Annotated in this window: 24 protein-coding genes and 1 pseudogene; 19 read left to right on the top strand and 6 right to left on the bottom strand. The window is 54.4% G+C overall.

Translation table 11 applies throughout. The annotated features are described in order from the left end of the window. The first annotated feature begins 141 nt into the window (after positions 1–141). The 3 genes from BM485_03315 to BM485_03305 are packed head-to-tail and all read left to right on the top strand — an operon-like array spanning position 142 to position 1,435. Positions 142–327: a hypothetical protein gene (locus BM485_03315; GenBank protein ID OKY76292.1), complete on the top strand. Its 186-nt coding sequence runs from the start codon at positions 142–144 to the stop codon at positions 325–327. A gap of 14 nt (positions 328–341) precedes the next feature. Further along, positions 342–725 (top strand): hypothetical protein, encoded by a 384-nt coding sequence (locus tag BM485_03310; protein ID OKY76291.1) that lies wholly within the window; start codon positions 342–344, stop codon positions 723–725. Continuing rightward, on the top strand, positions 725–1,435 hold the full coding sequence (locus BM485_03305) for a twin arginine-targeting protein translocase TatC (protein ID OKY76290.1): 711 nt from the start codon (positions 725–727) through the stop codon (positions 1,433–1,435). Before BM485_03310 ends, BM485_03305 begins: the two co-directional genes overlap by 1 nt. A 32-nt stretch (positions 1,436–1,467) precedes the next feature. Here BM485_03305 and BM485_03300 read toward each other — a convergent pair whose 3' ends face one another. Continuing rightward, positions 1,468–2,475, bottom strand: coding sequence for a heme biosynthesis protein (locus tag BM485_03300; protein ID OKY76600.1), 1,008 nt, complete (start codon positions 2,473–2,475; stop codon positions 1,468–1,470). 510 nt (positions 2,476–2,985) lie between these two features. Beyond that, positions 2,986–3,495 carry a tRNA-specific adenosine deaminase gene (locus BM485_03295; protein ID OKY76289.1) on the bottom strand — a complete coding sequence of 170 codons (510 nt, stop codon included), beginning with the start codon at positions 3,493–3,495 and terminating at the stop codon, positions 2,986–2,988. A gap of 319 nt (positions 3,496–3,814) precedes the next feature. On the opposite strand from BM485_03295, the gene BM485_03290 reads away from it, so the two are divergent. Continuing rightward, entirely contained in the window at positions 3,815–4,852 is a 1,038-nt protein-coding gene (locus tag BM485_03290) for a deoxyguanosinetriphosphate triphosphohydrolase (protein ID OKY76599.1), read from the top strand. Between the two features lie 36 nt (positions 4,853–4,888). Continuing rightward, complete coding sequence (locus BM485_03285) at positions 4,889–5,200, top strand: hypothetical protein (GenBank protein ID OKY76288.1); 312 nt, start codon at positions 4,889–4,891, stop codon at positions 5,198–5,200. 14 nt (positions 5,201–5,214) lie between these two features. Here BM485_03285 and BM485_03280 read toward each other — a convergent pair whose 3' ends face one another. Then, entirely contained in the window at positions 5,215–6,030 is an 816-nt protein-coding gene (locus BM485_03280; protein OKY76287.1) for a 3-oxoacyl-ACP reductase, read from the bottom strand. A 14-nt stretch (positions 6,031–6,044) separates the two neighbouring features. Beyond that, positions 6,045–7,748 carry a hypothetical protein gene (locus tag BM485_03275; GenBank protein ID OKY76286.1) on the bottom strand — a complete coding sequence of 568 codons (1,704 nt, stop codon included), beginning with the start codon at positions 7,746–7,748 and terminating at the stop codon, positions 6,045–6,047. A 399-nt stretch (positions 7,749–8,147) separates the two neighbouring features. On the opposite strand from BM485_03275, the gene BM485_03270 reads away from it, so the two are divergent. The 9 genes and pseudogenes from BM485_03270 (at position 8,148) to BM485_03230 (ending at position 19,794) form a co-directional block, all read left to right on the top strand. Further along, positions 8,148–11,450 (top strand): hypothetical protein, encoded by a 3,303-nt coding sequence (locus BM485_03270; protein OKY76285.1) that lies wholly within the window; start codon positions 8,148–8,150, stop codon positions 11,448–11,450. 15 nt (positions 11,451–11,465) lie between these two features. Beyond that, a complete protein-coding gene (locus BM485_03265) occupies positions 11,466–13,091 on the top strand; it encodes a hypothetical protein (GenBank protein ID OKY76284.1) in 1,626 nt (541 codons plus the stop codon). Positions 13,092–13,653: 562 nt separating this feature from the next. Continuing rightward, positions 13,654–13,947: pseudogene (locus tag BM485_03260) on the top strand (hypothetical protein). 273 nt (positions 13,948–14,220) lie between these two features. Continuing rightward, positions 14,221–16,002, top strand: coding sequence for a hypothetical protein (locus BM485_03255; GenBank protein OKY76598.1), 1,782 nt, complete (start codon positions 14,221–14,223; stop codon positions 16,000–16,002). Between the two features lie 44 nt (positions 16,003–16,046). Further along, positions 16,047–16,553: a chemotaxis protein CheW gene (locus BM485_03250; protein ID OKY76283.1), complete on the top strand. Its 507-nt coding sequence runs from the start codon at positions 16,047–16,049 to the stop codon at positions 16,551–16,553. Positions 16,554–16,583: 30 nt separating this feature from the next. Further along, positions 16,584–17,426, top strand: coding sequence for a protein-glutamate O-methyltransferase (locus BM485_03245; protein OKY76282.1), 843 nt, complete (start codon positions 16,584–16,586; stop codon positions 17,424–17,426). A 6-nt stretch (positions 17,427–17,432) separates the two neighbouring features. Further along, the gene (locus BM485_03240) at positions 17,433–17,912 is read left to right on the top strand and encodes a chemotaxis protein CheD (GenBank protein OKY76281.1); all 480 of its coding nucleotides are present in this window, start codon (positions 17,433–17,435) and stop codon (positions 17,910–17,912) included. Further along, positions 17,909–18,754, top strand: a complete 846-nt coding sequence (locus BM485_03235) for a phosphohydrolase (GenBank protein ID OKY76280.1) — start codon at positions 17,909–17,911, stop codon at positions 18,752–18,754. Before BM485_03240 ends, BM485_03235 begins: the two co-directional genes overlap by 4 nt. A gap of 2 nt (positions 18,755–18,756) precedes the next feature. Next, positions 18,757–19,794: a chemotaxis response regulator protein-glutamate methylesterase gene (locus tag BM485_03230; GenBank protein ID OKY76279.1), complete on the top strand. Its 1,038-nt coding sequence runs from the start codon at positions 18,757–18,759 to the stop codon at positions 19,792–19,794. Here BM485_03230 and BM485_03225 read toward each other — a convergent pair. After that, positions 19,766–20,293 (bottom strand): hypothetical protein, encoded by a 528-nt coding sequence (locus BM485_03225; protein ID OKY76278.1) that lies wholly within the window; start codon positions 20,291–20,293, stop codon positions 19,766–19,768. The two genes, BM485_03230 and BM485_03225, sit on opposite strands and share 29 nt — an antisense overlap. 202 nt (positions 20,294–20,495) lie before the next feature. On the opposite strand from BM485_03225, the gene BM485_03220 reads away from it, so the two are divergent. Genes BM485_03220 through BM485_03210 form a run of 3 tightly spaced genes read left to right on the top strand, consistent with a single transcriptional unit; the run spans position 20,496 to position 23,113 of the window. Next, the gene (locus tag BM485_03220; GenBank protein OKY76277.1) at positions 20,496–21,710 is read left to right on the top strand and encodes a hypothetical protein; all 1,215 of its coding nucleotides are present in this window, start codon (positions 20,496–20,498) and stop codon (positions 21,708–21,710) included. A gap of 20 nt (positions 21,711–21,730) precedes the next feature. Next, positions 21,731–22,468, top strand: coding sequence for a hypothetical protein (locus BM485_03215; protein ID OKY76276.1), 738 nt, complete (start codon positions 21,731–21,733; stop codon positions 22,466–22,468). 9 nt (positions 22,469–22,477) lie between these two features. After that, positions 22,478–23,113, top strand: a complete 636-nt coding sequence (locus BM485_03210; protein OKY76275.1) for a hypothetical protein — start codon at positions 22,478–22,480, stop codon at positions 23,111–23,113. A gap of 45 nt (positions 23,114–23,158) precedes the next feature. On the opposite strand, the gene BM485_03205 is transcribed toward BM485_03210, so the two are convergent. Beyond that, complete coding sequence (locus BM485_03205; protein ID OKY76274.1) at positions 23,159–24,049, bottom strand: hypothetical protein; 891 nt, start codon at positions 24,047–24,049, stop codon at positions 23,159–23,161. Positions 24,050–24,191: 142 nt separating this feature from the next. On the opposite strand from BM485_03205, the gene BM485_03200 reads away from it, so the two are divergent. Beyond that, the gene (locus BM485_03200) at positions 24,192–24,407 is read left to right on the top strand and encodes a preprotein translocase (protein OKY76273.1); all 216 of its coding nucleotides are present in this window, start codon (positions 24,192–24,194) and stop codon (positions 24,405–24,407) included. A 26-nt stretch (positions 24,408–24,433) separates the two neighbouring features. Further along, positions 24,434–24,952, top strand: coding sequence for a twin arginine-targeting protein translocase TatC (locus BM485_03195; GenBank protein OKY76597.1), 519 nt, complete (start codon positions 24,434–24,436; stop codon positions 24,950–24,952). Positions 24,953–24,983 lie beyond the last annotated feature (31 nt).

Genomic DNA, 24,983 nt, shown 5'->3' with positions numbered 1-24,983 from the left:
ACATTTTTCGACGCCGGCCAACTTTAGCCAAAGACTTCTGAAAAGTCAATGCGCCATGCTGCTTGACACTAAAAATCAAATACCGTAGATTGACAAAGTCGGCAACCCTTGTTGCCGGAATTATTTAGGAGCCGTTACGAAATGCTTTTCTTTTGTTACGGCTCCTTATGCCGTTACGAAATGCTTTTCTTTTGTTACGGCTCCTTATGCCGTTGCGAAATGCTTTTCTTTTGTTACGGCTGCTCCTGTCGTTTCCGTGCTCCGGCCGACGACATTATTTTGCGGCAACGGCTTATTTTTCCCCTGCAGCGGGAATCCTCAATTTAACGTGAAGTGCTACTATGTTTGGCATAGGTCTTCCTGAACTCATTCTTATCATGGCCCTGGCGCTTATCGTTGTCGGGCCGGACAAATTGCCTGATCTGGCGAAATCCCTGGCCAAGCAGTTTCTTGAATTGAAGAAAACGGCAAATGCCCTGAAGGATTCCCTACAGGAGGAGATGAAGGAAGCGAAACGGCCCTTGGAGCTGCTGCAGCCTTTGAGTGATGAGGAGCGGGCCGCTTTGCCCGGCGCGGAACATGCCGGGTCGGAAAAAACGGCGAAAGAAGAAGCCGCTGTCCCGGAGACGGCCGGCGGATCGGGTCAGGATGTCTATGGGGAGGCGATCGGCGCTTCGGCCCCGGTAGGCGAGGAAGCAGGCGACAAGTCGGAAAAAAAGAGCTGATGAGTCCTCTTGCCAGTCATTTCGGCGATCATCTCAATGAGTTGCGCCGCAGGGTGACCATGGCCTTCGGTGCCGTTGTCCTCTGCTCGATCATTGCCTATGTCTTTTCCCGGCAGATTACGGAGCTGCTCGTTGTTCCGCTTTTTCAGGCGAGTCCCACCCTCTCCGGTTTGGTTTACACCAATCTGACCGAGGCATTTGTCAGTTATCTGAAGATTTCCGTTCTGGTGGGCATTATCGCGGCATTCCCCATTATTCTCTATCAGTCATGGGCCTTTGTCGCGCCGGGGCTGCACCGCCATGAAAAAAAGGCGGTTCTGGTCGTGGTCTTCTGGGCCACCCTCCTTTTTCTCTTTGGAGTGGGCTTTGCGTATCTGGTCATCATGCCCCAGGCGCTGTCCTTTTTGATGAGTTTCGCCGGGGAGAATCTGGAGGCCCTGCCGAAACTTGACTCGTACCTCACCTTTGTCGTCCGCTCTTCCCTGGCCTTCGGCCTTGCCTTTGAGATCCCGTTCCTGATGGTGGCGGCCGGCAAGACCGGACTGGCAACCCGCGTTTATTTCGTCCGGCAGCGGAAATATTTTTACCTGGCCATTGTCCTGCTTTCTTTTCTTCTTGCCGCCGGAGATGTTGTTTCCACCGTCCTGCTTGCCTTGCCGCTTTTTGTCCTTTATGAATTGGCCCTTCTGATCATGCTGGTCTTCAAGTAACAGAGGCGTTACGCCTGCATGCGGCAAAGATGTCAGTCGTTGCCGATTTCCTGCTTCAGCAGACAGCAGGAGATGCGGTGCAAAGGGGTTCCTTGCTCGTCATAGCTGATATTGCCCGGTTGCAGGAGTTTGTTCATGACGCAGCCCTCGGCAATGTCCAGGGTGAAGAATCTGTCTTCCGTAAGCCCGGTATTGTGGACCAGCCCGTTGTCGACAATGGTGAAGGCGTGAACCGGGAAATCTTCACACAGCGGGCATTGGTAAACCCGGCCGTTGGGGAAGATGAAATAGTTCTCCGCCACCCGGCCGGCGCATTCGAATTTTTCTCCTTTTGCAAGAAACACCTTGGGAAAGATAACGTGGATGCCTCGTTGCGCTGCCTCTTGCGCCACTTTTGGAACAGCGGCCAGCCATTCTTCCGGGGTGAGTTGCAGCCGGTCTTTTTCCTTGCCCGCTGATTTTCCCCGGATGCCGATAACCTGGATAAAAAATCGTTTTATGCCAAGCTGTTGAAGGAGAACCGGCATTTGGGCCAGGTGCTCGATGTTCATTTTGCTGACCGTATAGATGAGACTGGTGTCAAAGCCGAGGGCAACGGCTTTTTTGATATTTGCGGTGCAGACGGCAAAGACCCCCTGGCCGCGGATCGGATCATTGATTGCCGGAGTTGGGCCGTCCAGGCTGAAGCTGATCACGGCGTCCGCCGGGGTGATTTTGGTCAGCAGGTCGTGGAAGAGGAAACCGTTGCTGTCAACGGTGATGCTGTCGTATCCGATTTTTTTTGCGGTTTTTATCGCCTGGGCCAGATCCGGATGCATGGTGGGTTCACCGCCCAGAAAAATGAGATTTGATTTTTTTTGCGGATCATGAAAAAGCGCCAGCCACGCATCCATGGTTTCCCGGGAAAGCGTCCCGCTGCCGTGCTGTTCGGTGTTGATGTAGCAGTGCCGGCAGGAGAGGTTACAGGCGGTAAGGATATGGAAAAAAATATTTCTTTCTCGGGGCTTGAAGCCCACTGTCCGGGGGGTCAGGCTGTGCATGGAGTCTCCTTCGCTGTTTAGGAGCCGTACCGAAATAACATGGCCATTTTTTTCAATTTCGTTACGGCTCCTTATGCCGTTGGGGCGCATTTCTCCGGCCATGTTATTTTCCTACAACGGCTTATCGTCTGGGGTCATGGTCCAGTTAACCCCAATGGCCGGTATTTTCAACAGATATCGGGCGCGGATAATTCGTCGTGCAAAAGGGGGGGTGCTTTGCAGTTGCTATTTCCGTTGAATAAGGTACATTGCAATTTCTGCAAAAAGGCTACTTTTCATACATGCTTCTGGAGGAGGAAACTATGGGCGGACACGGACATCATCACGAAGAAGACAGCTCTGTTCCAATGAAAGTCGGAATTTTCATGATATGCATGTTTATCATGATCGCTGTGATTGCCACTCTGTAAGATTGCGCAGGGAAAGCAGCGGCGCGCAGTTTGCCGGGAAAACTGCACATAACCGGACGTGAGCCCCCCATCAGGCATGTCCGGTTTTTCTATGTGGAGATCAGGGTTGGCTGACGGTGTACTCCGCCAGATAACTGCCTTGCCAGTAGTTGTTGGCCGGATCCTGGAAGAACTGCCGGAAAAGCTGCAGGCTTTCCTGTCGCAGAACATGGGAGATGATTTCGATTTTTGCCTCGCGGTAGAGAGGGGGCATCCCGGCCAGCCGCAGCCCGGTGCCGCCGCCCATGACATCTTCATAGGCGTAGACGATGGTGCCGATGCGGCTGAGCAACAGGGCCGCATAACACATCAGACATGGCTCCATGGTGCAGTATGCGGTAATGTGTTCGGGGTTGATATCCGGATGGGTGGTGATGAGATGACGCAGGGCGACGATTTCCGCATGGTCGAGTTCGTTTCTTCCGGATGAACCGCTGTGAATGCGTCTGCCCCGGGCGACAACCCGATTGTCATGGACAAGAACACAGCCCACCGGGAATTCCTTGCTCCGCAGAGCTTGTTGCGCTTCCTCCAGGGCCTGGAGCATGAAATGTTCGTGGTTGTGGTTCATGGGTATTCCTTTGTTCTTTCCCTGCGGGAACAGTATGCTGCATGGGTGATGCGCACGCGACGGAAACCGTACCATAACGGCTGTTTTCGGTTGCGTCAAAGAAATTAGCAGCCGTTACGACATAACCTCTGCGGCATCGAGCATTGCGTTGCGTCTCCGTATTGCCGTCGCTGCGTGCTGTGGCCGAGATATTTTTTCAAAGGCTGAGGGGCTGTTGTGCAAGAGCGTGATTTTTTTGTGATTGCCGCGTTGCGGCTCTCACTGTGTTGCCGATATGAGAATGGAGTCGTGTTGGTGAGCGACGCTTGAGGTGTCAGTGGTGACTATTCGTCAGGAAATCGAGGAGCGGGAACGGGCGCATCTTTCCCCTTATGCCTGTTTGAGCGCTGAAAGCCGCGGCCGAGCCGTGCCGATTGAGAAATGTCCGATCCGCAGCGCCTTTCAGTGCGATCGGGACAGTATCGTATATTCAAAAGCGTTTCGACGGCTGAAGCATAAAACCCAGGTTTTTCTGGCGCCCACCGGTGACCATTGCCGGACCCGGTTGACCCACACCCTGGAGGTTTCCGAGATTGCCCGGACCATTGCCCGGGCGCTGTCCCTGAATGAAGATCTGGTGGAGGCCATTTCCCTGGGCCATGACCTGGGGCATACTCCTTTTGGCCATGCCGGGGAAAGTGTGTTGAATGAGCTCGTTCCCGGTGGTTTTTCACATTTCAGGCAGAGTTTGCGCGTTGTTGACGTGCTGGAAAATGACGGACTCGGTTTGAATCTCACCTATGAGGTACGGGACGGCATTATGAAGCATTCCAAGGGCTATGGGCAGGTGCTGCCTGATAACCGGCGGGATCTGCCGATTACGGCGGAAGGATGTGTTGTCCGCTACGCCGATATCATCGCTTATTTGAGCCATGATCTTGATGATGCCATCCGCAGTTCGGTCATCCGGCAGGATGACATCCCCCGTGAGTGCAAAAAAGCATTGGGGGAGGAGCATGCAAAGCGGATTGTCACCATGATCGAAGCCGTGCTTTCCGAAACCCACCCGCAAGATGAAAAGCTGGTTTTCGGGGTGGAAGAGGGGGTGGGGCTGGCCATGCAGCAGTTACGCCGGTTTTTGTATGCAAACGTTTATCAGTCGCCCCAGGTGCACAATGAGTTTGTCAAGGCGAGCAAGCTGTTGCGGGAATTGTATGGATATCTGCTGCATAACCGGGATTTTCTGGAAAAAGAGATCGGCAGCTTTGCCGCCAGCACCTCACCGGAAAGAAGGGTCTGCGATTTTATCGCCAGCATGACCGACCGTTATGCCCAGAACATGTATCAGCGGATTTTCTGGCCGAAGTCGCTGGCCTGATATTTTGAAATGGAGCTATAAATTCAGGAGGTAGCAATGAGTGAAGAGGTAAAATTCGTTCCCTATGAAGTGGCGTTACAGATTGTCGGCAATGTGATCGAGGAAGAACATATCCACGAAAACAACCGGCGCATCCTGACTGTTTATGACAAGCAGGGCAAGGAGCTTTGCTGGTATGACGCGGAAGATGTTCTTGCCGAGGCAAAGCCTGAAAATCCGAAAAATCCGGATTCGATCAAGCAGGCCGCGGTCGAGGTTATCATGCGGCAAATCCCGGTATGGGCCGTGGAGGATGTGCTGAAAAGGCTGGAGGCGCAGAAAGCGGGCAAATGTAACTGTTCCGATTGATTGCAGCGCGTCGATTAGATGATTCCCTTGGGCATGGGCGGCACGGCGGATGCGCCCAGGGGGTATCCGCCGTCGAGCCTGATGGTGGTGCCGGTCATGAAGGGCGCGTCCTTGATGAGAAAAAAGACCGCCTTGATAATATCGTCGATTTTTCCGGTACGGCCGAGCAGGGTATGGTCAAGGATCGCTTGTCGCTCTTCTTCGGTCAGCAGGGGCCACCCCCGTGTTCCTTCGGCATGACGGGTTTCAAAGAATCCGAGCATCAGCTCATTGACCCTGGCCTGGGGAGCGCCCAAACGTGCCCAGGTTTCGGTGAAAGAGGAGATCGCCCGGTTGGCGGCGCTGTAGCCGTCGTTAAAGATCAGTCCGGCCGGCCCGGTCCGGCCGACGAGGCCGGAGATGGATGAAAAGATGAGGGCAACCCCGTTGCCCGAGGCCTTCAGCAGGGGAAGGGCCCGGTCCATGACAAACCATTTGGCCTTCAGGGTGGTTTCAAGCTCCAGATCCCACTGTTCCGAGGTGTAGGGGCCGTGGAGCACCGGCATGCCGCCTCGTTCTATATTGTTGATAAGGATGTCGAGCCTGCCGTATTTCTTTCCGATTTCGGTAAAAAGGCGGTCTATCTGTCCCGGCTGCCGCAGATCCGTTTTGACGGCCAGATAATCAAAGCCCTTTTGGCGGAATTCCTCCAGTGTTTCCTTGGTCTCTTCCTGCCAGTCGAAATGGGTAATGACAAGCCGTGCCCCGGCTCCGCCCAGGGCCAGGGCGATATATTTGCCGATGCCTTTGCCCGCACCGAGAACCAGCGCTGTTTTGCCGGAAATTTCCATGATTTCAGGGGTGATTAAAGGGCTGCCTTTTTGGAAGGAAGCATGGACAGGACGTCAATTTCATTCGACTCGCTCAGCCGCAGGATGGTGCCGGGCTGAATGACGTTGCCTTTGATGTTGTTCCATTTCTTTATTTGTTGCGGCGTCACTTGAAAGCGTCGGGAAATCGCCCACAGGGTATCGCCTTTGCGCACCTTGTAAGAGGCAGGATCGTCAGCAGGCAGGGCGGCGGTCTGGTTTCCGGTCACGGCCTCGGCCACGACATTCTCCATTCCGGCGGCATCGGACACATAAAGGGCCAGCTGCTGGCCGGCCTTGATGGAGTTGGCATTCTTCAGGTCATTCCAGGAGACAATGAGTTCGGCCGGCACGTTGTAGCGGCGGCAGATGCTGGAAAGGGTTTCGCCGGGCTTCACCTTGTGCAGCACCATGTGCTGCTGTGTCGTGCCCTCCGCATGCTTGGGCGAATTCTGGTCCCACAGGACATAGTTGATGGTTCTCTGGGGAATTCTCAGGCGCTGTCCCGGAGTCAGTTTTGACTGGCGGAGATTGTTTGCCTTCAGCAGGGTGGTTTTGCTGATATTGTAAAGGGAGCATATTTTTGTCAGGGTTTCTCTGCGGCCGGCCACCACGTGGGTTTTGTATTCGATACCAGCGGTTGCCTTGACATTGGGAAGGTTTTTGGCAACGGATTCCTTCTTGCCCACCGGAACCTTCAGCGTATATTCCTTTTCGCCCGGCGGTGTCATCAGTTGCGGCAGCTGGCGGTTCAGATTCCGCAGGTCCTCGAGATTTGTTTCGCAGGCGACTTCCACGGCGCGCAGCGATGTGCCGGGCGGCACATCCACTGTCTCGTATTCCAGGGGCGGCGCGTAATTGATATTGGTGAATCCGTATTTTTCCGGATTTTTTGCAATCATGATGGCGGCGATGAGTTTGGGCACGTATCTTTTGGTTTCATTGTTCAAATACTGCTGCTGGGCAAGTTCCCAGAAATCGCCGGCATTGCAGTTCTTGATGCCTTTTTTAATCGTGCCCTCGCCGGCGTTATAGGCCGCCACGGCAAGCTGCCAGTCTTCGAACATGTTATAAAGGTTGGAAAGGTAGGCGACCGCCGCTTTGGTTGATTTTTCGGGATCGCGCCGTTCATCAACATATTTGTTGATTTCAAGGCCGTAATCACGGGCGGTGGGGCTCATGAACTGCCAGGGGCCGACTGCCTTGGCGGTGGAGAAGGCGGTGAGGCTGTACCCGCTTTCAATCATCGGCAGGTAGGCAAGATCTTCCGGGAGTCCGGCTTCGCGCAGTTCTTCCTTGATCATCGGCAGATAGCGGGTGGAGCGTTCAAGCCAGGTGGTGAATAATTTTCTTTGCTTGTTCTGGAAAAAATCCAGATAAAACTCCACCTCTTTATTCATGGTGACCGGAAAATCATAACTGGTTTCTTCTTCAAGCTGATACTGGTTTTTCGGCATCCAGACCCCGAGGTTTTGCAGTTCTTTCAGCTCCTCGGCCATGGTGGACTCCGGTTCGGAGAATGTTGAGTCGTCCGTTGCCGCGTTTTCTTCAAACTCTGCTGCCGCATTTTCTTCAATCTTCGCGGAGTCATCGTCAATGGAAGCCAGTTGCCGGGTGGTGTCGGTTGCGGCGCAGCCCCAGAGAAAGGTCAACAGAAAAAAAAGAAAGAAAGGAAATAGGTATGGTGATTTATTTTGCATTTTTCTAAAAAGTATTGTTGGCAGACGCTTTATGGTTCATTCTCAGAGAGAGGCGTCTATAATTGATCCAGCACCGTTTATCGGCGTCGGGGCTGACAGGATTGAGTCCTGCATAAAAAAAGGGGTCTTTGTTTGAGGCGTGAACTCGGTGAGAAATTCCCCTTCCCCGGTTTTTTTGGGCGGCTCTTTGCAAGCAATCAATATCCGTACCAAAAAAAATAAAGATTTCTTACATGACACGGCCGTGAAATGCAATTAAATAGTCTTTAGTCGGCCGTCTTTGCGGCGATGACGCTCTGTCGGCTGAAATTGAACAAAATCAGGCAATGATGCCGCCCCGGCCGGTTTTGCCGCCGCAAGATTTTATGAACCTTAATTCATTTTTATAGTTGTAAGCGAATGGGAAAAAAAATTCTATATATTTTTGTTGCTTTGTCGTTTGCGGCCGTGCTTGCCGCTGCCGGTTTTTTTCAATGGCTCGTCGTTGTTTCCCCCGGCGAGGCGATCCGTCAGGAAAACATTGAAAAGAAATTAGCCATGGAAAGCCCGGCCTATTATGCCGACGGGGTGACCAAAATCGGCGTTTTCTTTCAGGATGCCCATCGGCAGTATCTCTCCTACGACGAGCTGCCGGAAAGTTTTATCAAGGCCATTGTTGCCGCGGAAGATCACCAGTTCTTTCAACATCACGGCATCGACCTGCCCGGCTTTGCCCGGGCCATGTTCGCCAATCTGCGGGCCGGCAGGGTCGTCCAGGGGGGCAGCACCATTACCCAGCAGACCGCAAAAAATCTATTTGAAAGAAAAGGCCGGTCCGTCAAGGCAAAGTTGACGGAATTGCTTTTTGCCCTGCGGCTTGAATATCATTATCCGAAGGAAAAGATACTCGAATTTTATGCCAACCAGTTTTATGTAAGCGGCAACGGGCTTGGTCTCGGTGTTGCCGCCCGCTACTATTTCGACAAGGAAGCCCATGAGCTGAATCTGCTGGAAGCCGCTTTCATCGCCGGCAGCGTCAAGCGGCCCAACTATTACAATCCGTTTATCAAAAAAACCGAAGAAGACATCAACAAGGCAAGGGAGAATGCCAGGATACGCACGGGATACGTGTTGGGGCAGATGGAGAAGCTCGGCATGATTTCCGCGGACGAATACCAGCAGGCGACAAGCAGTGAGATCCCCTTTAACAAGGGCAAGATGCAGTTTCGTCTCAACACCCTGATGGATCTTGTCAAGGATGGGCTGGATGATGCGGAGATTGAGGCGGCTCTCGAGGAGTATGGAATCGATAACGTGGCAACGTCCGGGGTGCGGATTTTCACCACCATTGACAAGAAACTGCAGGATGGTACCCTTTTTGCCGTCCAGAGTGAATTGAGCCGGCTTGACGTGAGGTTGAACGGCTATGACCGGCAGCAACTGCAGAAGCTGTATGCTGATATGGTATTCGGCGGAGGGAGGAACCTCTCCGTCGGGCAGTTTCTCGTTGCCCGGGTTCTGGAAATCAGGAAGGGGCCGCCGGCCGGCATCCTGGTTTCCTTTTCGACCAACGGCCATGACGCGGTGCAACAGGGAATGATTGATGAAAAGGGGCTTCTGCCGCTTCTTTCCTCCCTGATTCAGTACAAGGGACAACGCTGGAGTGTTGCCTCGAAAAAGGATGTTCCTCAGTTGTTCCAGGAGATCAAGCCGAATGATCTCGTTTATGTGTCCGTCCGCGAAACCGGCAAGGAGCCGGGGGAATACCTGTTTGATCTGGAGAAATACCCTGAACTGCAGGGCGCGGCGCTTGTCTTGCAGCAAGGCCGGCTGGAGGCCCTGGTCGGCGGGATGGATAATTTTTTCTATAACCGGGCCATTGCCGGGAAAAGGCCCATGGGCTCGGTCGTCAAACCGCTGCTTTACGCCGCGGCCATGCAGCTCGGCTGGAATTCCCTTGATCCGCTTAATAATGCGCGCAACATGTTCGTCTATCATCGACAGGCCTATATTCCCCGCCCTGATCACGACAGTCCCCATAAATGGGTTTCCATGAACTGGGCAGGGGTCCATTCTGAAAATGTCGCCTCGGTCTGGCTGCTGTATCATCTTTGCGACAAGCTGACGCCCGCCCAGTTCAAGGAGGTTCTTGCCCATGTCGGAATGGCGCGTGAGAAAGGGGAATCCTACCAGGATTACCTGCGCCGGGTGCGGGACGAAATGGGGATTCTGGTTGAAAAAACAGCCCTGGAACAGGCCGCGTTTGAACAGGCGATGGCGGCAAGTGAGGCGGATCTTATTTTTGACGGTCGCCAGGAGGATGTGAACAATCTCGCCTTTATTCATTTCAGCGACCAGTTTGAGGATGAGCTGGATGAACTTACCGATGATGTGTCCCCCGCCGAAGGTGAGGTTCGGGCGCGGATTGTCGGCCGTAATTATATTCGCTATCGAAAATTGCAGCGTCAATTCCTGGCGGAATTGGAGATGTCCCCCGGGAGTTCCGCTTTTGTTTCCGGCCTCTACGTCCGTTCGTCTCCCGCTGCGGATGGAGGATGGGGGCAGGGGACGGCATTTGCGGGAAGCGAGCGCTTTAGCTATACGGATGGGAATCCCGGCCCCGGTTGGCGCCCGGTGGAACGCCGGGCGCTGTTTGAGCTGCTCGGCGCGCTGTCGGAAGGGGAAAAAAGAGACTTTTTGGCAAATGTCCGCATGGATGATCAGCTCAGCCTGGCAACGATCGACCTGCTTGCCGAGAATATGCGCACCGCACTGCAGAAATTATCATCTCTGCCGTCCTATGGGGACGAGGTGCTTCATTCCATCCGCGATTTTCGGGTGCTGGCCGGTTTGCGCTATCTCATCCGGCTGAGTCGGGAAATGGGAGTTGTCAGCAGCCTTGAGCCGGTGCTGTCCTTCCCCCTCGGCTCGAATGTCATGAGTTTGTTCGAGCTGGCCCGTGTCTATGAAGCCTTGACAACCGGTATCGCCTTTCGCAGCGGCCAGGATGCAAATCCCGGGCTTTCCTTGATAAGCAGGATCGAGTCCGCCGATGGGGATGTCATTTATGAAGCAAAGGTCGGCAGTCGGCGTCTGCTCGATGAAAAGACCGCGCTGGCGGTGAGCGATATTCTTCGCAATGTGGTGCGGTTCGGTACCGGTCGCTATGCCGCTGACAATATTTTTCTGCACAGCAGCGACCCGGTGGTGGAGGCGCAGTTGGCCCAGCTTGACCTGCGGGTGCCGGTGCTGGGGAAAACCGGGACATCGAACCGTTTTACCAATGCCTCGTTTGCCGGGGTGGTACCGGAGGTCCGCGCCACGGGAGACGGGTTGACCGTCGGCCAAAAGGGCTTCACCGTTGCCGCCTACGTGGGATTTGACGACAACAGGCCGATGACCCGCAATTCGACCCGCATTGCCGGTTCAAGCGGGGCGCTGCCGGCATGGTCCAAGGTTGCGGCCAGTGTCGTTCTTGCTAAAAATTACGCCGGCATGCTCGATGTCGTTGACCTGGCCTTTTCCGGGCAAAACGAGGTGCCCCTTGTCTATCCTGATTTGGGACAGGTCGAGGTGGCGGTCAGTGACGGCAACGGAGGCCTGCCGGTGTCGGCTGATAATCAGCAAAAGGCTTCTGTTGTAACATTTGGAAAATTTTCTGCCGGTGGCGAGGTTGTGGCCGAGCGTTCTTTCCGGCCATTCTGGCGAAACAGTGATCAGTGAAGAAGAGGTAATCGTGTGATCGAGCATAAGAAAAAAGGAAATACGGCGGGGCAGTTGCTGGGCATGGCCTGCATGCTGTCCCTGCTTGCCGGTTGCGGGGCGGCGAAATCATCCTGGGAGGCGATGTCCCCGAAAAAAAAGGTGCCCCCCTATGAGGAAGTGAAAGGTTCCGGACAGGTTCCTGAGTCCGCTGGTTTGCCGGCGTCGGAGGACGTCATGTCGCCGGAGTCCGTCATTCCCGTGCAACCGCGGTCGCCCGTGTATTCCCTGCGGGAAATCCTGCCGGACCGGGCTTTTCTCGCCGGACGGAAAGACGTTTATGGCGAGCAGGCGCAGCAATGGCGCGAGCTGGCCGACAGCTTCGCCATGTATGATTATCCCATGCCGGAAAAAGAACGGTGGCGTGAATGCTCCGGATTGTTGAGCGGGATTGTTGAAGGCTATGAAAAATTAAACGCCCTGCTGGATGAGGAAGGCGTGGGACTGGAGCAAATTCCCTCCTTGCCCTTTGTGGTTTTCCAGCAGGACATCGATTTTTATGAAAAAGACTGCCGGGCGGTTTTTGCCGTTGCAGCAGGAGCTCTTCCCGGCCAACTGGACAAATACCGGGATGTCGTCAGTCGCCAGGGAGAAGATGTTCTCCGTTACCGCGCGCAGCAAGGAGATTCCGCGGGAGTGATCAGCGCCTATGAAAATCTGCGGGCGGCCCATCCCGACGCCGTTCCCAGTATCGAAGCGCGTCGCGTTTACGGTCAGGCCTTACAAGAGGAGGGCCGTCTGGCGGAGTCGGCCGCTGTTTTTCTCGACGTGGCCGGTGCGATGAATGATCTGGAGGGATGGCCGTTACGGGTGCAGTCCGCGGAGATATTTTTTGCCCTGGGCGAATTTGCAAAGGCGCGGCGTGAGTATGAGCATGTTGCCGGGCTTTTCAGCTCCGTGGAAAAGGCGCAAAAGGACATCGCGGCAAGGCTGGCGCTGCTTGAAGGTCAAGGGACGCATGATCGGGAGCTTGATCTCTTTCGCCGCTCACTGTTCGGCTGGATGACCTTTGACGGGCAAAATGTGCCCTCCCCCCTGGTGGAGGGGGTTCGCCTGCTGGAAGAGGAGTTTCCCGGGTCAAATTATGCCGGTGCGGCAAGATCGCTGCTGGATGGATTATCCGGCAAGGTGGAAAGTGGCGGGGATGAGGCGCCGGCAGCGGCAGAAGAGGTGGCCGCCGAGATCAGGCCGCCTGATGCCGATGTCGCGGCAAACCTGGAAACGTTGCGCATGGGGGCCCTTGAAGGCCAATGGAATGACGCGGTTGCCATGCTCGATCAGCTGCAGTTTGATCAGGCCATCACCCTTTTTGAGCAGCTCGCCGACAACGAGGCATATCGCCTGAAGGCCCAGGCCAAGATTGTTGAGGCATCGACTCTTGCCGCGGCGGAATTACGCAAGGAAGCGGCGGCATTTTTCGTGAAATCGCGCAATGTTCAGAATCCTGAGCAGAAAGGAAAACTGCTGATGGAGTCTCGGAGGTTGCTTGTGCAGGTTACGGAAAAATATCCGCAGGCGGAGATTATTGACAAGGTGAAACAGAACCTGCAGGCCATTGAAGAACAGCTGGCAAGATTGAATCCCGGGCTGCTCGAACAATGAAGAATGGGTGAAAAAGGGTGGTTGCTTGATAAAGACTTGAAAAAAACTTTGTGATTTGGGCAAATAGAAAGAGGAAAACAAGCGCAGTTCGCGCACGAGTGGAGATTTTTTATTTCCGATAAGTCGGAGGGGTTATATGGCCGGTGAGTTACAAGGCGTCAGGGATCTGCTTGACGAGATGGCGGTTAAAATAATGGTGGTTGAGCCGGGAGATCTCTCGTTGGTGGGAGAGCTGCTGGAGCTGCTGGAGCAGTTGCGCGCCGGTGGCGAGATTGCCTCTCCGTCTCCCCTGTTGCGCATGGCCGCCGCCTTTCAACAGGCCCTGCAGCAATTGATTATGGGCGAGCTGCCGGATTCCGCCGAAAGTTACGCACGCCTTGGCGACTGTATTTCCCGGATGCAGGAGGTGGCCCGGGGAAGCGGCGACAATGCTGTTTTGAATGCTTTTTGCGCACATCTGAACAGTATCGGCTGCAAGGTAGACCAAGGCGCTCTTTTCGGCGGGGAAGGGGCCGCATCAGGCATGCCGGACGATGACGCCGCATTTCTCAAGGATCGGGAACTGCTCGAGTGTTTTCTCGATGAAACCGCCGAGTATCTCACGACAATTGAAACCACTGTGCTGTCGTTGGAAAAAGAGCCGGATAATCAGGAGGCGATTCATTCGGCTTTCCGGGCCTTCCATACCATCAAGGGCACAGCGGGAAGCCTGGCGCTGGATGCCGTCAGTACGCTTGCCCATGCCACGGAAAGTCTACTGCACGAAGTGCGGAGCGGCACGATGGCCATGGACGGCGACGTCATCGAGGTGGTGCTCGGGGTTGCCGACACCCTGAAAATCATGATTGCCCATGTCCAGGATGTCTATGAAAACGGTGTTGCCTACAATGCTCCCGATATTCATCATCAGCTGGGGCTGATCACGGCACTTATGGAGCGGAAAAAAGGCGTCGTTCCCGGGCAGGCCGGAATGGATGCGGGGCAAGATACGAGCAGGGACCGGCGGGCCGTTGTCAAGGAGTCCCTTGAGCTGGTCACCCGGATAATGGAGAAGGGAGAGCAGACCGAGGTCGCCGCCCAGAGTCGGGAACCAGGCGGGCAGGAGGCTTCTCTTCTTGCCCAGGGCGAGGTGCCTGATTTTTTGAAGGACAGCGATCTGATCAGTGGTTTTATCACCGAGGCCTTCGAACATCTGGAATCCATTGAACTGAATGTGCTGGAGCTTGAACAGAATCCGGAAGATCTGGAAATTATCAACAATATTTTCCGCCCCTTTCATACCATTAAGGGCGTTTCCGGTTTTCTCAACCTGATGACGATAAACAAACTTGCCCATGCCACGGAAAATTTGCTTGATGATGTGCGCAATGGCCGGCTTTCAATGAACTCGGATATCATTGATATCGTCCTCGGGGTCGGTGATTTTCTCCGCACCATGATACAGAATGTCAGCGATGTTCTGGAAAAAGGCCCCTCTGTTTATCAGCGTTATGACATAGCCGATTTTCTTGAGCGGATAAAGATCTGCCAGCGAGGCGGCGCGGCAGAGGTTGTCCCGGAAACCAGCCGGAAGAAGACGGCGGTTGCCGCGCCCGCGGTTGCCGAAGAGTCAAAGGCACCGGGGGAAAAGGCTGCCGCATCATTGCCCGTGACTCCGGCGGCCCCTGATCCGCCGAAAACGGAAACCAGCTCTGCATCCTCGCCCGCCGGGCAGAAGAAGGCTGTCGAAGCCTCCATCAAGGTTGATGTCACGAAGCTTGACGGGCTGGTGAACGCGGTGGGCGAACTGGTCATCATGCAGGCCATGGTGCGCCACAACCCGGTCATCGAGGGGCTTTCCGACCCAAAGCTCAACAAGGATTTTGCCCAACTGACCAGGATCACCACTGAATTGCAGAAAACCGCCATGTCCATGCGCATGGTGCCCATCCGCCAGACCTTCCAGAAAATGACCCGTCTTGTCCGCGACCTGTCGAAGAAAACAGGGAAGAAAGTGGAACTTTTCATGGAGGGGGAAGAAACCGAGATTGACCGCAACATGGTCGATTCCATTTATGATCCCCTGGTGCACATGATCCGTAATTCCGTGGATCACGGGGTTCAGGCCCCGGAGGCGCGGATCAGGTCCGGCAAACCGGAATCGGGAACGGTGCGGTTGAGCGCCTATCAGAAAGGCGGCAACATCATCATCGAAATCGCCGATGACGGGGAAGGGGTCAATACGGGGAAAATCAGGAAAAAGGCGATTGAACGCGGTTTGATCAGTGAAAATGACGATTTGAGCGATCACGATATAAACAATCTGATTTTTCTGCCCGGTTTTTCCACCGCCGACAAGATAACCGATGTGTCCGGCCGCGGGGTCGGCATGGATGTGGTGAAAAAGGGAGTGGAAAAACTGCGGGGCAAGGTGGAGCTGCAGAGCACGCCGGGGGAAGGATCCCTTTTTCTCATGTATCTTCCGCTGACCCTGGCGATTATCGACGGCATTGTCGTGCGGGTCGGCGAGGAACGCTATATTATCCCGACCATTGCCATCCGGGAGTCGATGCGGCCGCAGATGGATCATTACAACACGGTGCAGAACAAGGGTGAAACCCTGTTGGTTCGGGATACGCTGATTCCGGTGATACGCCTTTACCGATTGTTCGGCGTGGCGGATGCATGCACCGAGATCGGTGACGGAATCGTTGTGGTCATTGAAAACGAAGGACGACAACGGGCCCTGCTGGTGGATGAACTGCTCGGCAAGCAGGAGGTGGTTATCAAAAGCCTCGGCGGCTATATGAAAGATGTCAGGGGAGTGGCAGGCGGCACCATCCTGGGCGATGGACGAGTCGGCCTGATTCTTGATCTCGCCGGCCTGATCAATCTCAGCGATCAGCTGGGATCCGGCAAGCCGGCAGGGTGAAAAGTGTAATCTCGCAACAAGACTTTTTTATTGGAGAAGAAAGTATGGCACATCTTGAAAACGCACAGGCGGGAACAAAACAGAACGTAAAGGACTTGGCCGGCAAGTATCTGACATTTGACCTGGGCCGTGAAGAGTATGGCATCGGCATTCTCAAGGTGCGGGAAATCATCGGCCTGATGGAGATCACCGCCGTGCCCCATACTCCCCGTTACATCAAGGGAGTGATCAACCTGCGGGGCAGCGTTATTCCCGTGCTTGATCTGCGCCTGAAATTCAACATGGACTCCCAGGAGTATAATGAACGGACCTGCATCATTGTCGTTGAGGTACAGGGCGAGTCCGGCGTTCTCCTGGTCGGCATGATTGTTGATTCCGTATCGGAGGTGCTTAATATCGTCGAATCAGAGATTGAGCCTCCGCCTTCATTCGGCGGAGACTTGGAAACGGGAAATTTTCTCGGCATGGCAAAAATCAAGGGCCGGGTGAAAATCCTTCTTGATGTTGATGAAGTTATCGGCGAAGCAGGCTTGAGGTCGGCCGCAATATAGCGGCCTGTTGCCTGACTTCGGAAGTAGCGGATGGATATCTCTTTTCAACAGAGTCGTTTGACCGATGACGACTTCAAAAAGTTCAGCACGCTTATCTTTTCGAAAACAGGCATCTACCTGAAGCCGGAAAAAAAGGAACTGCTCAATGCGCGCCTGGGGAAAAGACTCAGGGCCTGCGGCATCACTTCATTTGCCGATTATTACGATCTGGTTGTCCACGATGCGAGCGGCAGTGAACTCGTTCATCTCATCAACTGCGTTTCCACTAATTTTACCAGTTTTTTCAGGGAAAAAGCTCATTTTGATTTTCTCGAATCCACCGTTCTTCCCCAGTTTGTGGAGAGCGGTCGGGCGTCCTCCGGCATGAAGGTCTGGTCCGCGGCATGTTCATCCGGGGAGGAGCCGTATACCCTGGCCATGGCGCTTTCCATGTTCATGACCGCCAATCCTGCCTTCCGTTTTTCCCTCCTGGCCACGGATATTTCCACCAAGGTTCTGTCCGTGGCGGAAAAGGGGATTTATTCCATGGATAAAATGGACAAGGTGCCCCAGGAATATCTGAAGAGGTTTTTCCAGAAAGGGGTGGGAAAGTGTGCGGGCTATGTCAAGGCAAAGGATGAATTGTCACGGTTTGTCACCTTCAGGCGCTTCAACCTGATGGACGACTTTCCCTGGAAGGGAGAAATGGATGTGATTTTCTGTCGCAACGTGATGATCTATTTCACCCGGGAAACCCAGATGGAGCTGGTGGAGAAATTTTATCATTGCCTGGCGCCGGGTGGCTATCTTTTTATCGGTCATTCGGAAAGTCTGACAAGTATCACCAATCGATTCCGTCAGGCGGCGACAACCGTTTACCGGAAAATTAAATAACGGATTATGAAAGTCATTGTCGGCATTTCAGACATGAAGGTCAGCAACAACGCGAAAGAGACCTTGATTACCTATTCTCTGGGCTCGTGCATCGGTCTTGTCATCTGGGACCCGGCAGTCAAGGTGGGCGGCCTGCTTCACTATATGCTGCCCGAGTCAAAACTTGACCGGGAGCGGGCGCGAAAAAATCCGTACATGTTCGCCGATACGGGCATTCCTTGCCTGTTCAAGGAGGCCTATCTGCTGGGGGCAATCAAGAGCCGCCTGGTCGTCAAGGTCGTCGGCGGGGCGCAGATTCTTGATCCCACCGGGCTGTTTAGTATCGGCAAGAGGAATTATCTGCTGCTGCGACAACTGTTTAAAAAAAATAATATTTCCATCGCCAAAGAGGATATCGGCGGTTCAGTCAATCGAACCGTGAGTTTGGAGATCGGTTCGGGACGGGTGCTTTTAAAGGTTTCAGGGCGGGGAGAATTTGAGTTATGAGCCGTGTTGAAGAAATTGTGGCATTAATCCGCCATGTGCCTCCTTTTCCCAAAGTTGCGGAAAGGGTGATGGAACTTGTCAAGGATCCCGACGTGACTGCCCACCGGTTAGCCGAGGTGATCCAGTATGACCCGGTCATTACCGCCAACGTTCTTAAAATCTGCAATGCCGCTTACTTCGGCCTGCCCCGCAAGGTGAACTCCCTGGACGAAGGGCTGGTGGTCATTGGTCACGACATCCTCAAGGATATCATTATCACCAGCAGCAGCGCCCGGTTTTACCAGGGAGCGGCGGGCGCGGGCTATGGGCTGGACCCGGGGGACATGTGGAAGCATTCCATCGCCTGCGGCATAACGGCCAAAATCCTGGTACGACACATAAAAGACGTTGACTCGGGAAGCGCCTTTACCGCCGGCATTCTGCATGATATCGGCAAGCGCTTTTTAAGCGGCTTTGTCGCCGATGATTTACGGAGAATCAACGCCAAGGTGGAGCTGGAAGGGTGTTCTTTTGTCGAGGCGGAGAAAGAGATTCTCGGTATTGATCATGCCGAGCTGGGAGGGATGATTCTGAAAAAATGGGAATTCGACCGGCCCCTGATTGATGCGGTCCGCTGTCACCATAACGCCGATGCCTTGCAGCAAGCCCCGCTGACCGCCCTTGTCGCCTTGAGTAACAGTCTGGTTATCTCGCTCGGCATCGGTGTCGGTGTCGACGGTTTGGCATCGGAGCTGCGGGGGGATGGGCTTGCCCGATTTTCCATTTCCATGGAAACGGTGCAGAAGTGTATGGTGGATCTGATTGCCGAGCTCGATCGGGCCGAGGAACTGTTGAGTTTGTAATTATGGGAAAGATAAAGGTACTGGTGGTCGATGATTCCGCCGTGGTCCGCAAGGTGTTTACGGAAGAGCTTTCCAGGCAGCCGGATATCGAGGTCATCGGCGCGGCTCCCGATCCCTATGTGGCGCGGGACAAGATTGTCCATTTGCAGCCCGATGTGATCACCCTGGACATCGAGATGCCCCGCATGGACGGGCTGACTTTTCTGCGCAAGCTGATGAAGCATTATCCCCTGCCGGTGATCATTGTCAGCTCCTTGACCCGTGAAGGCGGCGCCTTGGCCCTGGAGGCCATTGAGTCAGGAGCGGTGGATGTCGTTTCCAAGCCGGGCGAGGCTTATTCGGTGGGGGATATGAGCGTGCAGCTCGCCGATAAGATTCGGGCCGCGGCCAGGGTTCGGCCGGCGGATCTGCAAAAGAGTTGCGGCGCAGACATCAGCAGAACTCCTGCAAGCTATAAGCGCTCTCTTACGGAATCGACCCATAAGGTCATTGCCATCGGCTCGTCCACCGGGGGAACCGAGGCCTTGAAGGAGGTGCTCATCCGTTTGCCTCCCACAGCTCCTGGTATCATGATTGTCCAGCACATGCCGGCCAATTTCACTTTCAGTTTTGCCCAGCGTCTCGACGGTTTATGTAAAATTCGGGTCAAGGAGGCAGAGGATGGGGATGCCGTGTTGCCGGGACAGGCGCTGGTGGCGCCGGGAAACTACCATATGGTTATGCGGCGCAGCGGTGCGCGCTATTATGTCAATGTCAAAACTGGCCCCCTGGTCTGCCATCAGCGACCGGCGGTGGATGTGCTTTTTAATTCCGTTGCCGCCTATGGCGGGGCGAATGCCATCGGCGTTATTCTCACCGGCATGGGCAAGGACGGCGCCCAGGGCATGTTGAAGATGCACGAGGCCGGGGCAAAGACCATTGCCCAGGATGAAGCGAGCTGCGTCGTGTTCGGCATGCCCAAGGAGGCGATTGCCGCCGGTGGTGTCGACCGGGTGGTGCCGCTTGATCAGATCAGTCAGGTGATGCTCGACATGGTTTGACTTTTTCCAGCTCCAGCAGTTTTTGTTTCACTTCCATTCCGCCGGAAAATCCGCCGATCTCCGCGCTCCCCACCACCCGATGACAGGGGATGAAAAGCGCGATCGGGTTTGCATTGCATGCCCGGCCAACTGCCCGCGCCAGTCCTTTATTGCCGAGCATTTCCGCAAGTTCCCCGTATGTTCGTGTCGAGCCGAAGCCGATTTCACAGATAAGCCGCCAGACTCGCCGTTGAAAAGAGGTGGCCTGCTCGATAAACGTGGTTGCGCTGAACTCCGTCAGGCATGGTGTCCGCTGGAGAAGCGTCAGGAGATCCGCGCGAGACAGCTCTGTCGGGGGCGAGGAAACAATGGCGCCGGATTTTTGTAAAAAAAGGCATGCCCGGCGATGTTTTTCCTGTGCAAAAGTGAGATGGATCACCCTGCCGTTCCGGCTGAGGGTAAAGAAAAAAAATGAAGAAGTGGAAACAGTTTGGCTGACGATGGGAAATTCGTTTATCATATTGATATTTTAGGATAAAATTGATGTGCCAGGTGGTTCGTCGCTCTCCGGCAACAGGCTTGAATTGACATGATTATGCCATGAAAACAATGGGATGGCGATTTTTTGTTGAAGAAAAAGTCTTGATTTTCCAAAATCTCTTCTATAAGGTGGAAATATGGTTGTGCAATTATCCTTGCAATCCCTGCCGGGTGCGGGGTAATTGAACGACATTTTACTTGCTGCTGATTTGTTTTTCATAATTCCCGCTGAATGTTCGGCTCAATTAACCGGCTCCGTGCTTATGATGACCCCTGCGACCGTTTTATCAAAATTCCTGTCCCGTGTTTATATTTCCGCACTCTGCTTTCTGCTGCTCTTTTTCTGGGGCGGGTCGGAGGTTGGGGCCAAAAATACTTCCAGTTCCTTTATTCTTCAGACGACGCATAAATTCGCCGCCAAGAAGACACAGGCAGCTCCTGTCGCAATCAAGCTGCAGAGTCCCGAGGACGGCGCAGTCCTTCTCAGTCCTTCCGCGGAGAAAAAGCAAAAACCGACCACTGTCCAGGCCAAACGGGCTGAGTCGACCAATAAGTTCCGTCGGAAACTCTCTGCCCGCAGCGCCATCATCATGGACTCCGGCAGCGGCGCGGTTCTTTATGCCCATGAACCGGACCGCCCGGCTCAGCCTGCCAGCACCTTGAAGGTGCTGACCGGGCTTATCGCCATTCAATCCCTGCGCGATACCGATATCGTCAAACCAAGCCGGCATGCGGCCGGCATGCCCCGATCCAAGATTTATATTCAACCCGGCAAGTCCTATGTGGCTGATGATATGATTAATGCCGTTCTGCTTGCTTCCGCCAATGATGCCAGCGTGGCTGTGGCGGAAAAAGTGGCCGGTTCCGAGCAGAGTTTTGCCAAGTTGATGACCAGCAAGGCACGATCCCTCGGCGCGACGAATACGGTTTGCAAAACCGCCAGCGGCTTGACCGCGCCGGGTCAGATGTCAACGGCGCGCGATCTGGCTGTTGTCTTTGACAAGGCCATGCGCGACAGGGAGTTTGCCGAGCGCATGCGGCGGACCAAGGTGAAAACCCGTTTTGGGCAGGTGCTGCACAGCCACAACAAGGCATTGTGGCGGGTCCAGGGAGCTGTCGGCGGGAAAACCGGCTATACGAACGCTGCCCGGCAGACCTATGTCGGCAAATTCAGCCGGGGGGACAACGAAATCGTGGTGGCCATCATGGGCAGTGAAACCATGTGGAATGATATCAGCCATCTGGTTGAATACGGCTTTGCCCGCAAGGCACAAATGGCCGCCATGGACAATAACTCGGGTTCTGCCGGAAAAATCGCCATGAGTTCAGTCACTCAGCCTTTTAAGAATAATTCCCTTCAGGTTCTGCACGGAACCAAAAAACAGCCGCACTTATAAAAACTTCAGGCCCCCCGGTAATGTGTTCCGCAAGAGACGAACTGCAACGGCGCAAACAGGCTGTGCGGGATCGCTGCGCCCTTCAGGGAATCATTTCCTCTGATTGGCGCAAGGGCGGGAAAGCCGCTGAACTGTTGCGGCGGGAACCTTGGTATCAGGCTGCCGGCCTGATTTTCGTTGATCCTTCGCCCCAGTTGCTTCAGGTCCGCATCAATTGTCTGCTTGACGGGAAACAGTTGATAATGCCGGGTCCCGGTCTCAAGGAAGGTTTTTACCGCTTTTTCCCCAATACCATTGCTTTCCGTGATCTGCCGCATGCCGTCAGCATGAAGGGACTGACGAAGTTTGCCGGGAAAATGTCGCGCGCGGATTTTGCCGGGCTGCGGATCTCTTTGCTGGTTACCGGCTCACTCTCGGCAGACGCCTGCGGGGGGAGAATCGGCGATGGGCAAGGTTTTTTCGACCTGAGTCATGCAATTCTTGCCGCCTTGGAGTGTTTGGCATCCGACGCCAAGGTGGTCACCCTGGTCGGCCGCGAGCAGGTGGTGGATGAGCCGTTGCCCATGTCCTGCTGGGACGTGCCCGTTCATATGATTGTCACGGAAGAAAAAGTATTTCTTCCGGCGGATGCTCCCCTGTCCCCTGCACGCATCTTCTGGGAGTATCTGGCTGAAAGGAAAATTCGTAAAATAACCCCGCTCTGGTGGCTTTGGGCGGGGAACGGCGGACGGGAACCCCTTTCCGGTCTTCAAAGGTAATACGTCATCATGCATTCACGCAGAAAAAAAAATAGTGTCAGGGTCGTTTTCTCCTTTTTTTGTTGTTTTTTGTTGCTTGTGGGCAGTGCCGGCGGGGCCGAGAGTCCCGGCGCACGCGAAAGCATGCAGCGTGCCGTGGAAGAAATAATGGCGATTTTGCAGAACGAGGAGTTGAAAACCCCGGAAAAAATGAATGTGCGCCGGTCGTTGATTCTCACCGTTGTCCGGCATCATTTCGATTTTGCCGAGATGTCGCAACTCACCCTGGGCGCTGAATGGAAACAGATCAACGAAAGCGAGCAGGAAAGGTTTGTCGATTCATTTTCCCGACTGATCGAGAATTCGTACATCGATAAGATTGAAGCGTATTCCGGTGAGGAAATCATTTTTCAGAAAGACAGGGCGCGGGGGGATAAATCCATCGTTCCCACGGTGATCAAGCGGAATAATCTGGAAATTCCGATTCAGTATAAGCTTGTCCGGAAAGATGGTCAATGGCTTGTTTATGATGTGGTGATTGAGGGGGTCAGTTTGGTGCAGAATTACCGCAGCCAATTTAAAAATATTATTCGCAATGAGCAATATGCGGGATTAATGAAGCGGCTGGGTGAGAAAGTGGACAAACTGGCTGCCAACACGAATTGAGATTTCCGGAAAAATCGGGGGCGGTAGGGATTTTCAGCCACACCATTATGCTTTATTTTCTTTAAATATCGGCTCCAGTCCGCATCGTTGCGCATAGGTGCCGATCTCTTGCTGAAACTGCCGGACATAGGGGCAGTCCCAGACCGCCAGGAGTTTGCCGCGCATGACAAAGGCGGGAAGCAGGCGGTCGTCGTATTCCCGGTCAAGCTCAGGGTTTCGTTCAAGCATGTAGGGGAAAATCTGCGGTCTGCGGCAGACATCGGGCCGTCGCGGATAAATACGGCAACCGCCGCTTGCGGGATCAAGATGGGGGCACCGGCTCTGCCGGGGCAGGATCATGCTCCAGCCCGTATGCCAGTGATAGAGCGCGATTGGTTGCCGGTAAAAGGGCGTACCATCGTTTTCCAGGGGAGGTTCCTCCTCCGGGGCTGCCCGGCGGCTTTCCGGGGTGTCAATCCTGTCCAGGGGAAAAAGCGAGATCTCGTCTTCCGTGACCGGGATCTCGAAAAAATCCTGAGCAGCGCCTGGCGCCGGCCCGGTGCAGCAAAGGGTGCACTTGCAGGGACCGCAGAGCAGACTGTTGATTTCTTCCAGTTCCCGGGTCAGCACATTCTGGCTCACCCAGCCGTCGAGTGCGGTGAATTGATCGGCGGCCTGCAGGTTGGCATCGACAATGATCCGGGCGGGCTCCCGGGGATTCTTCAGGCGTTCAAAAGGACGCATTGCCTCAAGGTAGGGCGCAAGCAGGCTGCGCGGATCCTGATAAAAGACGCCGCCGGTTTCCACGGGTTCTGCCAGTTCGGCAAGCAGCGCTTCGAGATCGGCAAAGGGGCCGGTCAGATAAAGCATGCCGGCAAGGCGCACCAGGGGAAGGATCGGCCTGTGCAGCCGCTCCAGGCCGGAGCGGCAGAGTTCTTGTTGTTGTGGGGTCAGCATGGTCTTACATACCGTTTTTTTGTTTTGATTTCAACTCCTGCCGCGGATGTTTTCTTGACCACCCTGTTCCCTGGGGCTATAGTGGCGTTTGGAAAATTTGCGTCGTCAATTCCGTAACCATTTCTTTTATCGGCAGGTTCCAATGGATACATTTGAAAAACAGGCGCTGACCGAGCATCTGCGTGATCTGCGCAGCAGCCTGATCCGGTCGGTTATCGGCATTTTTGTCGGTTTCGCCGTCTCCTATGCCTTTGTTCAGGATATCGGCGCCTGGTTTGTCCGGCCTCTTTTTGAGGTGTTGCCGGAAAATTCAAGCCTCATCTTCACTTCGTACCAGGAGGGCTTTTTTTTTATCTGAAATTAGCCCTGGTGAGCGGCATTCTCCTGGCCAGCCCGGTTATTTTCTGGCAGCTATGGGCCTTTGTCGCCCCCGGTCTGTATCAGCATGAAAAACGGGTGATTATCCCCTTTACCCTGCTTTCCTCGGTTTGTTTCCTCGGCGGCGCCGCTTTCGGTTATTATGTCGTCTTCCCGCCGGCCTTCCGTTTTCTCATGGGCTACACCACTGATTTTCTTTCCGCCCTGCCCACGGTCAAGGAGTATTTTGCCCTGAGCCTGCGTCTGCTCATCGCCTTCGGGGTTGTTTTCGAATTGCCGGTGTTCATGGTGCTGCTGGCCAAACTGGGCATTGTTGACCGGCCTTTCCTGAACCGCAACAGAAAATACGCCTTTCTCCTCTCCTTTGTTATCGCCGCCATCCTCACCCCGACGCCGGATGTGGTCAATCAGCTGCTCATGGCCGTGCCGCTGGTTATTCTTTATGAGATCAGCATTGTTGCGGTCTGGATATTCGGCAGAAAGATTGACTCGGAGGAAGCAACCGCCGACGATGCGGCGGAATAACATGTTGCTGCCGATATATCTTTGGTTGTCG

Source organism: Desulfobulbaceae bacterium DB1 (genome assembly GCA_001914235.1).
GTDB lineage: Bacteria > Desulfobacterota > Desulfobulbia > Desulfobulbales > SURF-16 > DB1.
This window is presented reverse-complemented; position numbering and strand designations above follow the sequence as displayed.